This is a genomic window from Actinosynnema sp. NPDC049800, from assembly GCF_040656635.1.
Taxonomy (GTDB): domain Bacteria; phylum Actinomycetota; class Actinomycetes; order Mycobacteriales; family Pseudonocardiaceae; genus Actinosynnema.
The window spans coordinates 38,089-51,496 of sequence record NZ_JBFAMT010000031.1; the positions used below are offsets into that span (position 1 = coordinate 38,089).

At 72.8% G+C, this 13,408-nt stretch carries 11 protein-coding genes and 1 tRNA gene; 7 read left to right on the forward strand and 5 right to left on the reverse strand.

Annotated features, from left to right (window positions below; genetic code table 11):
• The first annotated feature begins 58 nt into the window (after window positions 1-58).
• Both AB0I91_RS28530 and AB0I91_RS28535 read left to right on the forward strand, forming a co-directional pair.
• Window positions 59-685 (forward strand): putative glycolipid-binding domain-containing protein, encoded by a 627-nt coding sequence (locus AB0I91_RS28530; RefSeq protein ID WP_498781633.1) that lies wholly within the window; start codon window positions 59-61, stop codon window positions 683-685.
• A 95-nt stretch (window positions 686-780) separates the two neighbouring features.
• Window positions 781-1,338, forward strand: coding sequence for a hypothetical protein (locus AB0I91_RS28535; RefSeq protein ID WP_499639669.1), 558 nt, complete (start codon window positions 781-783; stop codon window positions 1,336-1,338).
• Between the two features lie 129 nt (window positions 1,339-1,467).
• Here AB0I91_RS28535 and AB0I91_RS28540 read toward each other — a convergent pair whose 3' ends face one another.
• The 5 genes from AB0I91_RS28540 to AB0I91_RS28560 all read right to left on the reverse strand — a co-directional run bounded on the left by AB0I91_RS28540 (window position 1,468) and on the right by AB0I91_RS28560 (window position 8,783).
• Window positions 1,468-2,652 (reverse strand): thiolase family protein, encoded by a 1,185-nt coding sequence (locus AB0I91_RS28540; protein WP_499639671.1) that lies wholly within the window; start codon window positions 2,650-2,652, stop codon window positions 1,468-1,470.
• 13 nt (window positions 2,653-2,665) lie between these two features.
• A complete protein-coding gene (locus AB0I91_RS28545) occupies window positions 2,666-4,468 on the reverse strand; it encodes a fibronectin type III domain-containing protein (protein WP_499639673.1) in 1,803 nt (600 codons plus the stop codon).
• A 67-nt stretch (window positions 4,469-4,535) separates the two neighbouring features.
• Window positions 4,536-6,299 (reverse strand): fibronectin type III domain-containing protein, encoded by a 1,764-nt coding sequence (locus AB0I91_RS28550; protein ID WP_499639675.1) that lies wholly within the window; start codon window positions 6,297-6,299, stop codon window positions 4,536-4,538.
• Between the two features lie 9 nt (window positions 6,300-6,308).
• Entirely contained in the window at window positions 6,309-7,259 is a 951-nt protein-coding gene (locus AB0I91_RS28555) for a prephenate dehydrogenase (RefSeq protein WP_499639677.1), read from the reverse strand.
• A gap of 288 nt (window positions 7,260-7,547) precedes the next feature.
• On the reverse strand, window positions 7,548-8,783 hold the full coding sequence (locus AB0I91_RS28560) for a M20 metallopeptidase family protein (protein WP_498781643.1): 1,236 nt from the start codon (window positions 8,781-8,783) through the stop codon (window positions 7,548-7,550).
• Window positions 8,784-8,872: 89 nt separating this feature from the next.
• Between AB0I91_RS28560 and AB0I91_RS28565 the strand changes: the two genes are divergently transcribed.
• The 5 genes from AB0I91_RS28565 (at window position 8,873) to AB0I91_RS28585 (ending at window position 13,404) form a co-directional block, all read left to right on the forward strand.
• Window positions 8,873-9,361 (forward strand): tRNA adenosine deaminase-associated protein, encoded by a 489-nt coding sequence (locus tag AB0I91_RS28565; RefSeq protein ID WP_498781644.1) that lies wholly within the window; start codon window positions 8,873-8,875, stop codon window positions 9,359-9,361.
• Between the two features lie 31 nt (window positions 9,362-9,392).
• Complete coding sequence (locus AB0I91_RS28570) at window positions 9,393-9,827, forward strand: nucleoside deaminase (RefSeq protein WP_230570133.1); 435 nt, start codon at window positions 9,393-9,395, stop codon at window positions 9,825-9,827.
• Window positions 9,828-9,909: 82 nt separating this feature from the next.
• Window positions 9,910-9,994: transfer RNA gene (locus AB0I91_RS28575), tRNA-Ser, on the forward strand.
• 152 nt (window positions 9,995-10,146) lie between these two features.
• Entirely contained in the window at window positions 10,147-10,683 is a 537-nt protein-coding gene (locus tag AB0I91_RS28580; protein ID WP_499639679.1) for a hypothetical protein, read from the forward strand.
• Between the two features lie 270 nt (window positions 10,684-10,953).
• Window positions 10,954-13,404 (forward strand): DUF8508 domain-containing protein, encoded by a 2,451-nt coding sequence (locus AB0I91_RS28585; protein WP_499639681.1) that lies wholly within the window; start codon window positions 10,954-10,956, stop codon window positions 13,402-13,404.
• Window positions 13,405-13,408: the final 4 nt, after the last annotated feature.

Sequence of the window (13,408 nt, forward strand, 5' to 3'; positions counted from 1 at the left end):
TCGACGAGCAGGTCACATCGGCGGCCGAGCAGGCCAAGGACGTCCTTCCGGGTGGAGAGTGAACTCGTTCAACACGGCTGAGCGGGCAACCCCGTCCGGGGAGAGCACCCGTTCCGCCGCCGCGCAGATGGTGACCTGGCAGGGCTACGACGTGCCCAGGCTGGAGCAGGTGCGGTTCCTGCTCTCGGAGCGCAAGCTCCGCGCCTCGGGCAGGTTGGTGACCGCCGGTCCGGCCGAGCAGTTCAGCGGGTCGTTCGAGGTGTCGGTCGGTGAGACCGGCGCCGTGAAGAGGCTGCTGCTGCGGACGGCCACGGTGTCGGAGGAGCGGCAGATCTCCGTGAGCCGCTCGCCGGAGGGCGTCTGGCTGGTCGACTCCGGCCAGGGCGCGGAGCGGGCGGACTTCGACGGCGCGGTGGACGTGGACGTGCAGTTCGCGGTCCTGTTCAACGCCATCCCGATCCGCCGCCTCAACCTCCAGCTGGAGGAGGGCGAGCACGAGATCCCGGTCGTCTACGTGACCCTGCCGGACCTGTCGGTCCAACTGGTCCGCCAGCGCTACCGCACGGTCTCGATCGGCGAGGACCGGGCGGTCGTCTCCTTCACCCACGGCGAGTTCGAACAGGACATCACCGTCGACCGGACCGGCCTGGTCGTCGACTACCCCCGCATCGCCTACCGGATCTGAGCCGGGCCGGGGCAACGTCGCCCCAGCCGGGCGACCGGTCATCCGATCGGGCGAGCAATCGTTTGCCCTTCGTGCGAGCGCGCAACGATTGTTGGGTGCACACCCACGTCTTCGTCGACGAGTCCCGTCGATCCAGCTACCTGCTCGTGGCCGCGTTCGTGGAAACGCGTCAGCTCCCGGGGGTCCGGACGCTGATGCGCCGGCTCCGCGTGGCCGGCGAGCGCAGGCTGCACTTCAAGAGCGAGAGCGACACCGTCCGCAAGGACGTCATCGGGCGGCTGGTCGACGCCGGCTTCCGCAGCCGCATCTACCTGGGGCGCGGGCCGTCGGAGGCCGTCCGGCAGAAGTGCCTGGCCAGGTTGGTGGTCGACCTGGTCGAAGAACGCGTCACGCGACTGGTGCTCGACGGGCGTGGTCCGGTGGAGGACCGCATCGACCGCCGCGTCATCACCCGTTCACTACGGGAGTGCGGTGTGCCGGACGACTCGATCCTGTACGAGCACCTGAGCTCGCACGGCGACCCCGCGTTGTGGGTGCCCGACGCGATCGCCTGGTGCCACGGCGCCGGGGGCGAGTGGCGCAAACGCGTCTCGCCGCTCGTGGAGGCGGTGGTCGACATCGGTGTCGTCACCCGACGCGAACAAGTGCGGTGAAAAGCGCGAAGCCCTGGCTCCCGCCGTCCGACGGGCCTACCAGGGCTCACTTCCTCGGTCGAGCGACCTCGGCTGTGGCCAAGCTTAGCAAGCCGTCGACGGCGGCGCTGTCGCTCGATCAGGCGATCTTCACACCCGGACCGCGATCGCCATGCCCTGGCCGACGCCCACGCAGGCCGCCGCCACGCCCAAGCCGCCGCCGCGCGCCCGCAGGTGCCGGCACAGGTCCACGATCACGCGCGGGTACGAGGCGCCCAGCGGGTGGCCGTACGCGATCGCACCGCCGTGCACGTTCACCTTCTCCCGCTCGACCTCCGGCAGGTGGTGCAGCACCGACAGGGCCATCGCCGCGAACGCCTCGTTGATCTCCCACAAGTCGACCTGCGACGACTCGATCTTCAACCGGCCCAAAAGCTTCCGGATCGCCGACACCGGCGCCAGGGTGAACCGCTGCGGGTCCTCCGCGGTCACGGCCGAGCCCAGGAACTCACCCAACGGCGTGATCCCCAACGAGGTCGCGACCTCCTCCGACCCCATCAGCACCGCCGTCGCGCCGTCGTTCAACGGCGACGAGTTGCCCGCCGTCACCGGCCCGCTCTCCGAGAACGCCGACTTCAGCTTCCCCAGCTTGTCCGCCGACGTCTCCGGCCGCACGGACTCGTCCCGCCGCACGGGCGCACCGTCCCGCAGCTGCACGGGGAACGCGAACCCGTCGTGCACCCCGGCGTCCCAAGCCGCCGACGCCCGCCGGTGCGACCGCAGCGCGAACAGGTCCATCTGCTCCCGCGTGATGCCCAACGACACCGCGACGTCCTCCGCCGCACGCCCCAGCGGCACGGTCCACTCGGCCTTCATCCGCGGGTTCACCAGCCGCCACCCGAGCGCCGTCGACACCGACTCCAACCGGTCGGCGAACGGCTTGTCCGGCCGCGGCACGACGAACGGCGCCCGCGTCATCCCCTCGACACCACCGGCGACGAGCAGCGAGGCGTCCCCGAGCGCCAACGCCCGCGCCGCCTGCACGATCGCCTCACCGCCCGACGCGCACAGCCGGTTGATCGCCACCCCCGGCACCGAGGTCGGCAACCCGGCCAGCAGCGCCGCCATCCGCCCGATGTTCCGGTTCTCCTCGCCCGCGCCGTTGGTGTTGCCCAGCAGCACGTCGTCGATCGACGCGGGGTCCAGCGAGGCGTGCCGCCGCAGCAGCTCCACGATCGGCAGCGCGGCCAGGTCGTCCACGCGCACCCCGGACAGCCCACCGCGGTAGCGGCCGAACGGGGTGCGGGCGGCGTCGAGGATGAGGGGGCGCGACATGCGCCCCATCCTCTCACCGGCCGACGAAGAACGGGATGTAAGCCGAGGTGGGACGGGTCTCACCGGACGTGCCGAACAGCCGCACCTCGATCAGGTGCGGCCCCGGCGACATGCCGCTGGTGTTCAGCGCGAACCGGTACCGCCCGGCGATGCCCGGCCCGCCGGACGCGGTCGGCACGACGGCCACGCGGTCGTCGTCCACCCGCACGCTGAACCCGGCCAGCCCCGCCAGCAGCACGCCGGTCCGCCCCTCCAGCGCGAGGTCGAACACCATCCGCCCGGGCTGCACCGCCGCGCCCTCCGGCACGGTCTGGCCGCTCGCGTCGAGCACCGTGCCGTTGACCCGCGGCAGCTCCGGCACCCGCGCGATCACCGGCGGCTTCGCCGTGCTCGGCGGCGTGCCCGAGGACGACCCGCTCAGCTCCAGGTCCACGTGCGTCGCCTGCACCCGCAACCCGGTCAGCAGCGTGACACCCAGCTTGCCCGTCGACCCGACCCGCAACGCCTCCGCCGGCAGGTCAGCCACCAGCGGGTACGCCACACCGGCCCGCCACGGCGCACCGGTCGCACCGGGCCGCGCGGGCACCACCACCCCGCCCACCGACACGCTGAACGACGGCGCTTCCGGCGACGCGTCGGTGTGCAGCAACGCCAGCCGCAGCTGCCCGCCCGTCACCGCGGGCAACGCCCGCGTCTCCGCCACCGCCGCCTCGGCCGCCACCGACACCTCGACGTCCGGCCCCGGCACCCACGGGGGCGCGGTGGCCTCCGCCGCGCCGAACGCGATCAGGCTGATCGCCACCCGCTGCCCGGTCGGCCCCGCCACGGACACCAGCGCCGTCGCCTCGCGCCACCCGGGCACCGCCGGACTGGTCGCGACCAGCTCGCCGTCGAGCAGCACCCGCGCGCCGTCACGCCTGAGCACCAGCTCCCACCGGTGGCTGAGCCCGGCCTCCAACGCCGGCACCGCGCGCACCGCCGTGGTCGGCGTCCCGGCGGGCACGAGCACCTGCACGGACGTCGTGCCCGCACTCGTCGCCACCCGCAGCCGCACCGCGTCCGGCGGCAACGCGTCACCGCTGACCAGCGACACCGGCCCCGGCACGAGGTCGAGCACGAGCTCGCCGTCACCGCCGGGCGCGTCGGTCTCCACCACGAACCGGCCGAGCTCGTCGGCGTCCCGCAGCACGAACGGCGTGCGCGAGCGCAACGTCGCCGGAGCCGCCGCGCAGTTGTTGGTGAGCACCAGCCGCCGACCGTCGTCGTCCTGACCGGGCACGGCACGCGCGCAGTTGGCCCGTGACGCCAGCCGCCACCGGGTCGGGTCGGGCGCGTCCGGCTGGTCGAACCGGTCCTCCAGGGCGTAGTCGCCCGCGGGGCTCGCGTGCGGCGTCCCGGTGGACCTCGCGGGCGAGGAGCGCTGCCCGAACGCGTCCACGGCGTACACCGCGACCTCGTACATCCGCTCGTCCTCGAGCCCGTCGAGCTGCGTCGCGCGCTCCGTGATCAGCTTGGTGCGGTCGAGCCGGCCGACCTCGCCCCACCGCACCTCGTAACCGGGCGCGTCACCGGTCCACCGCAGCTGCAACCGACGAGGTCCGGACGTCACGCGCACCTCGCGCGGCGACTCCGGCGGCGGACCGGCCGTCGGCACCAGCACGCCCTCGGCGGCGTACGCCTCCAGCGACGTGGGCGGCGGCGCGGACGCGCTCGTCCTGGCGACGGGTTCGCCGACGCCCTCCGTGCGCAACACGGTGATCACCCCGGCGAACAGCACCACACCGACGGCGATGAGGGCGATCCGACGACGTTCCATTGAGTCAAGCTAGGTCGCGTGGTGACCGCGGTCACCAAGTCGTTGCGCACCCGATACCAAGAAGGGCCTAGAGCGGCCGGATCTCGAAGGTCTGCTCGTACGACTGCACGCCCCGCCGTTCGTCCACCGGGAGTACCCGCACGTCCAGCTCGTGCCGACCGCCGGCCAGCCCGGCGAGGTCGATCAGGAACTCGTGCCGCCCGCCGGCCGAGCCGTTCGTCGGCAGCACGGCGATCCGCTCGCCGTCGAGGTCGACCTCCACGCCCTTGACGGCGGCGACCTCGCGCGCCCGCGTGTCGGCGAGCTCGACCGTCAGCCGCACCTCGCCCTCGTGCGGGAAGAGGGGGAACGACGAGTCGCTCACGGACTCGTGCACCACCGAAACCGCTGGTGGGGGCACCAACGGGTCGGGCAGCGGGCGCTTGACGAGCCGCGGGAGCGGGTGGCGCGCGTCCTGACCGTCGGCGATGACGAGGTGCGCGTTGTAGGAGGTGAGGCCGCCGTCGGAGCGCAGCCCGACCTTCGGGTTCGAGTCCGGCGACGGCAGCGGGAAGTCGGCGTAGACCACGGACGGGCGGTACTGGTCCAGGCCGTGGTCCGACGGCATGAACACCGCGGGCGCGGACCGCGCGCCGAACTCCACGGTGATCGGCGCGGCGCGTTCGGAGACCACGGACGCGACCACGCGCACCGAGGACGCGCCGGCCAGCTGGGAGTTGGCCACGTTGCCCAACGACACCCCGCCGTCGCGCTTGTCGGCCGGACCGAGCGGCGCCACGGAACCCGGCGCGGGCGTGCCCGGCACGCCGCCGATGCCGAACGTGTCCAGGTGGGTGCCCTGCGCCTGCCGGAACGCCAGGCGCACGCGGGCGGACGTCCACGGCAGCCGGACCGGCGCGGACGCCACCTCGACCCCGTCGCGCAACGCCACCACGGAGCCGGGCAGCACGCGCAGCTCCCAGCGGTGGCGGACGCCCGGTGTCGGCGGCGGGTACGTGCCGAAGGTTTCGCCCAGCGGCGCGTCGTGACCCAGGACGAACTGCGCGCCGAACGGCGTGATGCGCAGGACCAGGACGTCCGGCGGGAACGGTTCCTCCAGGTGGCCGAGGTCGTGCACCGGGTCGGGCAGCAGGGCGATCAGCACCGCGCTCTCGTCCGGCCGGTAGCCGATCGGGCCGTCGGTGGTGAGGGAGACCTTGGCGATCGCGCCGTCCGGGGCGGGCGCGCCGAACCGCAGCGGCACGTTGGACTGGAGGTCGACGCGGTCGCAGTCGATCTCCAGCCGCTCACCGTTGAGCGGGCGGAGGCAGAGGCAGTCGGTGTTGCCGCGGTCGAAGACCCGCCACCGCCGCGGGTTGAGCGCTTCCGGGCCGTCGAACAGGTCCAGGGGCGTCATCAGGCCGTCGAGCCACGCCTCGTCGTACGCGAGCCTCGGCACGGCCTTCGCGGTGGCGGGGTCGGAGCGGTTGCCCATCGCGTCCAGCGCGCGGACCTCGACGGTGACGTCGGTGTTGGCCTCGAGGTCGGTCAGCTCGGTCTCGGTGCCGCGGACCAGGCGGGTCCGGCCGTTCCAGCGCACCTCGAAGCCGCCGTGGCCGATGCCGTCGGTGGCCGTCCAGGTGGCGCGCAGGCTCGTGCGGTCCACGGCGGTCAGGCGCAGGTCGGTGGGCGTGGCCAGGTGTTGGGTGTCGGGGACGTACTCGACCTTCTCGTCCAGGAACCGTTCGAAGGCCTGCGGGGGTGGGGGAGCGGATTCGTTGCGCAGGACCACCACCGCGCCGCCGAGGAGTGCGAGACCCCCTACGACGGCGATGAGCTTGCGACGCTCCACCGATGCACCTTATGGGGTGCGTGCGAGCGCGGTTGTGCCGTTCAGCGCAACGACCCGGCCTCCGCGTGACCCCAGGTCGCGCAGGGCGCGCAGGGCGTCGGGCGCGGTGAGGTCGATGGTCAGGTCGGTGCGCGTGGTCTGGTTCTGCAACGCCACGCGTGCGGCGTGACCGGCGTCGATGGTCTTGGCCAGGCCGCCGGTCGAGGCGAGCGAGCCGCGGGCCGCGCCGAGCCGGCCCAGGGCGTCGTCCACGGCGTCGAGCAGCGCGCCGCGGTTGCCCTCGCACATGGCGCGGACGAGTTCGGGACGGCTGCCCGCGACGCGCGTGCCGTCGCCGAACGAGCCCGCGGCCAGGGAGAGCGCGAGCGGTCCGCCGTCCGCGCCGACGCTGGCCAGCACGGCGGCGAGCAGGTGCGGCAGGTGGGAGATGCGGGCGACCGCGGCGTCGTGCTCCAGGGCGGTGGTCGGCACGACGTGCGCTTTTGCGGCGAAGGCCAGTTCCATGACGTCGGTGAGGACGTCCGGGTCGGCGTCGTCCTCGGCGGTGACGACCCAGGCGGCGTCGTGGAAGAGGTCGGCGCGGCCCGCGGACCAGCCCGAGGAGGAGGTGCCGGCCATCGGGTGGCCGCCGACGTAGCGGGCGTGCGGGGCGACGCGGCGGACCAGGTCGGCGACCGGGCCCTTGACGCTGACCACGTCGGTGAGCCGGACGCCGTCGGGGAGGGCGCGGAGCACTTTTTCCACAGCCGGCAGCGGAACGGCCACGACGACGAGCGCGTCGTGTACGCGCGTGCGTTCGAGTGCCCCGGCGAGGTCGACCACGTCGTAGCCGTCCTGCCGGGCCGCCTCCGCGTCGGCTGTCGAAGCGGTCGCGCCCCAGGTCACGCACCCCGCGGCGGCTGCCGCGCGCAACACCGAACCACCGATCAACCCGAGCCCGACCACGCAGACGCTTCGCACGGCGCTCATCCTGCCGGCGCGGACCGGCAGCCCCTACTTGTCCACAGGACAGGAGTTGTCCACAGATCGGCGATCACCGATCGCACCACCCCGCGCCGGACGGCAAAGTCGAGGCCATGACCACCACAGCCCCGACCTCACCTCACGTCCGCCTTCGGCCTACCGCAGTCCTTTCCGCCGCAGTTCGTTCCGCCGCCGACCACCGTGCCGCCGACTGTTCTGTCGTCGACCGCCCTGCCGACGGCTGTCCTACCTGTCCTACCGCGACTTGTCCTGCCGCCGACCGGCCTACCGGAGGGCGTCCAGCGCGAACGCGGTGTAGACGACGACTCCGTGCTCCATGGCCGCCTCGTCGAAGAGCACCCGGTTCGAGTGGTTCGGCTCCGCCCGGTCCAGTTCGACCCCGCGCGGGCAGGCGCCCAGGAAGGCGATTGCGCCCGGCACCCGTTGCAGCACGTACGAGAAGTCCTCGGCGCCCATCAGCGGGTCGTCCATGGGGGAGGCCCACCGTGAGCCGAGGGCCGCCGCGGTGATGTCGACGACGTGCGGGCCGACCGCGTCGTCGTTCACCGTGACCGGGTAGCCGGGGACGATCTCGACCTCGGCCGTGCAGCCGTGCGCGGCGGCCACGTGCGTGACGACCTGCTGGAGCTCGCGGTGCACCAGGGCCCTGGTGTCCTCCGAGAGCGTCCGGATGGTGCCCTCGACCAGCGCGGTCTCCGGGATGATGTTGGTCGTCGTGCCCGCGGTGATGTGGCCGATGGTGACCACGGCCGGGTGGTGCACGCTGACCCGCCTGGCGACCATCGTCTGCAGCGCGCCGACCATGGCGGCGGCGGGCGGCACCGGGTCGATCGCGTCGTGCGGCATGCCGCCGTGCCCGCCGCGGCCCTTGACGGTGATGTGGAAGGTGTCCGCCGAGGCCATCGTCGGCCCGGGGCGGCAGACGACGACGCCCGACTGGAGCGTGGAGGTGATGTGCAGGGCGAACGCTTTCTCCACCGGTGTGCCCGCGGCGTCGAGCACGCCCTCGTCGAGCATGTGCCGAGCGCCGTGCTGACCCTCCTCGCCGGGCTGGAACATGAACACGACCTGACCGGCCAGCGCCTCGCGACGTGAGGAGAGCAGGCGTGCGGCGGAGGCGAGCATGGCGACGTGCGTGTCGTGGCCGCAGGCGTGCATGGAGCCGTCGATCTCCGAGGCGTACGCCAGGCCCGTCTCCTCCTGCAACGGCAGCGCGTCCATGTCGCCGCGCAGCAGGACGGTCGGCCCGGGCTTGCCGCCGCGCAGCACCGCGGTGACCGAGCTGCTGGATCCGCCGGTGGTCACCTCGACCGGCAGGCCGGACAGCGCGTGCTGGATCGCGGCCTGGGTCGCGGGCAGGTCCAACCCCTGCTCGGGGTGCCGGTGCACCTGCCGTCGCAACGCCACTGTCCTGGGCTGGAGGGCTCGGGCGGCTTCCACCAGCCCGGTGAACCTGGGCTCGGGGGCGGTCGTCCTGGCGTTCGGCAGAGTTGTGCTCATCCCTCGATAGTGGCATCGGTCGGCCCCCCGTGCCCGTGGCCGAGGCCCCCGTGCTACCGGGTGCCGAGGTGTGGCCCTACGGTGTGCACATGGCACACCAGGAGCCGGTCAACGGCTTCGCTGTCGCGGTCGTTCGTGAAGACGGCCGCTGGCGGTGCAGCAAGATGGACAGCTCGGCGCTGTCCGAGCTCGACGCGGCGATCACGGAACTGCGCCAACTGCGCTCGACGGGTGCCGTCTTCGGGCTGCTGGCGGTGGACGACGAGTTCTTCATCGTCCTGCGCCCGGTGCCGGGTGGGGTGTCGCTCCTGCTGTCCGACGCCGCGGCCGCGCTCGACTACGACATCGCCGCCGACGTCCTCGACCTGCTCCGGGTCGACCCGCCGGACGAGGAGGACGACGAGCTGTGGCCCGAGGGCGACCTCGCCGTGCTCGCCGACCTCGGCATGCCGGAGCACGAGATGCAGGTGATCGTGGACGAGGTCGACCTGTACCCGGACGAGCAGCTGCAGATGATCGCGCAGCGCTGCGGGTTCGGCGACGAGTTCACCAAGCTGCTGGACAGCCTCCAGGCGTGATCGCGTGATCAGCCAGGCGTCCGACGAGGCGATGGTCGAAGCCGCCCTGGAGGTCGCCGCCGAGGCGCCCGGGACCGGCGACATCCCCATCGGCGCGGTCGTCTACGGACCGGACGGCGCCGAGCTGGCGCGCGCCTGCAACGCCCGCGAAGCCCTGGGCGACCCGACCGCGCACGCCGAGGTCCTGGCCCTCCGCGCCGCCGCCGCGGCCTACGGCGACGGCTGGCGCCTCACCGGCTGCACCCTGGCGGTGACCGTGGAGCCGTGCACGATGTGCGCGGGCGCGCTGGTCCTGGCCCGCGTGGACCGGGTGGTCTTCGGCTGCTGGGAACCCCGGACCGGCGCTGTCGGCTCCCTGTGGGACGTGGTGCGCGACCGCCGCCTGAACCACCGACCGGAAGTCGTCGGCGGTGTCCTGGCCGAGCGCTGCGCCGCCCTGATGGAGTCGTTCTTCGCGGACCTGTGACCCTCTGCCGCTCTGACCAGCGCAGATCCGATCGACCACCCCCTGTTGGGTGCAAGCGCGGCGGTCTTGTATTGTTCTCGGCGGTGGCGTGTCCGAGCGGCCGAAGGAGCACGCCTCGAAAGCGTGTGAGGTGAAAGCCTCCGTGGGTTCAAATCCCACCGCCACCGCTGCTCAGAGCCCCGGCAACCGATCATGGTTGCCGGGGCTCTGACGTTTCACGGCCCCTGGCCGCCCTCTTCGAACGCCCGGTCCGGTCGACCTGTGATCGGTAGGGCGGGCGCCCGCGGTTTCCTTCCGGCACGTCGGAGGGGGAGTGGCGATGAGGCGGTTCCTGCGCGTGTCGACCTGGGGTGGGGTGGTCCTGGTGTCGGCGTCGGTCGGCTACTACCTGTGGAACGGGATCACGGGCAGCGCTGACGACCGGTGGTACGGCGAGGCGATGGTGTACGTGATCATCGCCATCAGCCTGGTCGCACCCGCGTCGCCGATCACGAGGTTCAGCACGTCGCTGGTCGAGCGGGGTTGGCTGCTGGTCGAGCACGTCGGGCGGTCGGACCTGGCCGAGGGGTTCGAGCAGTGGCACGCGTGGGCCGACCCCGACGACCCGATGACCCACCCGCTCTACCGGTCGACGGTCGGCATCCGGGTGCGGATCGACCGGATCAGCGACACCGGGCACGCGATCCGCCTGCACCCCGTCGTGCGACTCGCGGTGCGTGGCGAGATCGAGGGCGGGTTCGAGGTGGTGGCCGTCGTGCCGCGGATCGCGGTGCCGCGCGTCGGGGACGTCGTGCGGGTGGTGGCCCACCCGACCGAGCCGAACCGCTACCGGTACGCGGGCCCGGTCGACCGCTAGTGCCGCCCGCGACGAGGGTGGCCGCCCGGCAGGCCGACCACGCGCACGGGCGCCGATCCGGGCCTCGTCAGGTCCGGGCCGGCGCCCCTGTTGTGCGTGTCGCGTCCGCGCCGGCGCTGGGAGGGCCACCGGGCAGGCACGGCCATGACCCTACCTTACGTTCGAACACACGTTCGAGGTCGGGTAATGGTCAACCGTTAGTGACGGTGTCTTTCGCCGTTCACTCGATACGGGGAGGATGCGCCCAGCCGCCAACTACCGGAGGACCCGTTGAGACCTATCCCGCTCCGCGTCGGACTGGCGGTCACCGCCGCCTCGGCCGTGACGTTCGCCCTCGCCACGCCGATCCACGCGGCCCCGAGCCAGGACGCCCTGATCGCCGAGGTCTACGGCGGCGGCGGCAACTCCGGTGCCACGCTGACCCAGGACTTCGTCGAGCTGGCCAACGCGGGCGCCGCGCCGGTCGCCGTCGACGGCTGGAGCGTGCAGTACCTCCCGGCGAGCGCGAGCGCGTCCAGCCAGTGGCAGGTCACCCCGCTGACCGGCTCGATCGCCGCGGGCGGGCGGTTCCTGGTCGCGCAGGCCAAGGGCGCGGGCGGCACGGTGGAGCTGCCCGCACCGGACGTCACCGGCACGATCGCGATGGGCGGCTCCGGCGGCACGATCGCCCTGGTCACCGAGACCTCCGCGTTGACCTGCAAGACCGCCGCCGACTGCGCCGCCGACGCACGCGTGCGCGACCTGGTCGGCTACGGCTCGTCGACCGTGGTCCGCGAGACCACCCCGACCGCGAACCCGGGCAACGCCACCTCGGCCGCCCGCCCCGCGTTGACCGACACCGACAACAACTCCGCCGACTTCACCATCGGCGCGCCGACCCCGGTCAACTCCAAGGGCCAGGGCCCCGGCAACCCCGACCCCGACCCGGAGCCCGAGCCGGGCGACAAGCGCGTCCGCGACATCCAGGGCACGACCCGCATCTCACCGCTGCTCGGGCAGAAGGTCGCCGGCGTGCCCGGCGTCGTCACCGCGACGCGCGCCACCGGCGACCGCGGCTTCTGGCTCCAGGACACCGCGCCGGACAACGACCCGCGCACCAGCGAGGGCGTGTTCGTCTACACCGCGGCCCTGGCCCCGACCGTCGAGCCCGGCGACGAGGTGCTGGTCTCCGGCACCGTCGCCGAGTACCGGCCGGGCGGTGACGCGGCGAGCAACTCCAACCAGACGCTCACCGAGATCACCGGCGCCACGGTCACGGTGAAGTCCAAGGGCAACGCCCTGCCGACCCCGGAGGCCCTGAACCCGCCGGCGGGCTACCTGCCCACCGCGAACGGCGGCAGCATCGAGGCCCTCCCGCTCGACCCGGCGACCTACGGCCAGGACTACTACGAGTCCCGCGAGGGCATGTACGTCAAGGTGGACGACGCCCGCGTGGTCGGACCCACGAACAGCTTCGGCGAGACGTGGATCACCACCAACCCGACCCAGAACCCGACCGCCCGCGGCGGCACGATCTACCTCGGCTACGACCAGCCCAACAGCGGCCGGATCAAGGTCAAGCCGGGCGCGGCGGCGCCGCAGACGAGCAACGTCGGCGACGTCTGGCGCGGCGCGACCGTCGGCAACGTCGAGTACACCAACTTCGGCGGCTACACCCTGGCCACGAAGTCGGTCGGCGAGCACGTCCCGGGCGGCATCACGCCGGAGGTCACGGACGCGCAGCGCGCCGCCGAGCTGTCGGTGGCCACGTACAACGTGGAGAACCTGGCCGCCACCAACGACCAGGCCAAGTTCGACCGCCTCGCCGCGGCCGTGGTCGGCAACCTGAAGAACCCGGACGTCGTGGTGCTGGAGGAGATCCAGGACAACAACGGCGCGACCGACGACGGCACGGTGGCGGCGGACGCGACGTTCGCCAAGTTCACCGACGCCATCGTGGCCGCGGGCGGCCCGCGCTACCAGTGGCGCCAGATCGACCCGGCGAACAAGGCCGACGGCGGCGAGCCGGGCGGCAACATCCGGGTGGCGTTCCTGTTCAACCCGGCCCGGGTGTCCTTCGTGGACCGCCCGGGCGGCGACGCCACCACGCCGGTGTCCGTCGTCAAGCAGCACGGCCGCGCCGCGCTGTCGGTGTCGCCGGGCCGCGTCGCGCCCGCCGACCCGGCGTGGAACAGCAGCCGCAAGCCGCTGGCCGGCGAGTTCAAGTTCCGCGGTCGCACGGTGATCGTGGTCGCGAACCACTTCAACTCCAAGGGCGGCGACCAGGCCATGCACGGCCGCTACCAGGAGCCCGTGCGCAGCTCGGAGGTGCAGCGCGCTCAGCAGGCTGCGCTGCTGCGCGGTTTCGTGGACCAGGTCAAGGCGGTCGACAAGGGCGCCAACGTGGTCCTCGCGGGTGACATCAACGACTACCAGTTCTCCCCGGCGGTCGGGACCCTGACCGGCAAGGGCGACGTGGTGGCCCTGATGGACACCCTGCCCGCGGCCGAGCGGTACAGCTACGTGTTCGAGGGCAACTCGCAGACCCTCGACCACATCCTGATCAGCGCGAACATCACCCGCTACCGCTACGACGTCGTGCACATCAACGCGGAGTTCGCCGACCAGGCCAGCGACCACGACCCGCAGGTCGTGAAGCTGCGCCCGAGCACCGGCAACGCCCACGTCGACCAGTGGGTGTTCCTGCTGGAGGACATCGCCGAGCACCTGCCCAGGTCCTAGCCCG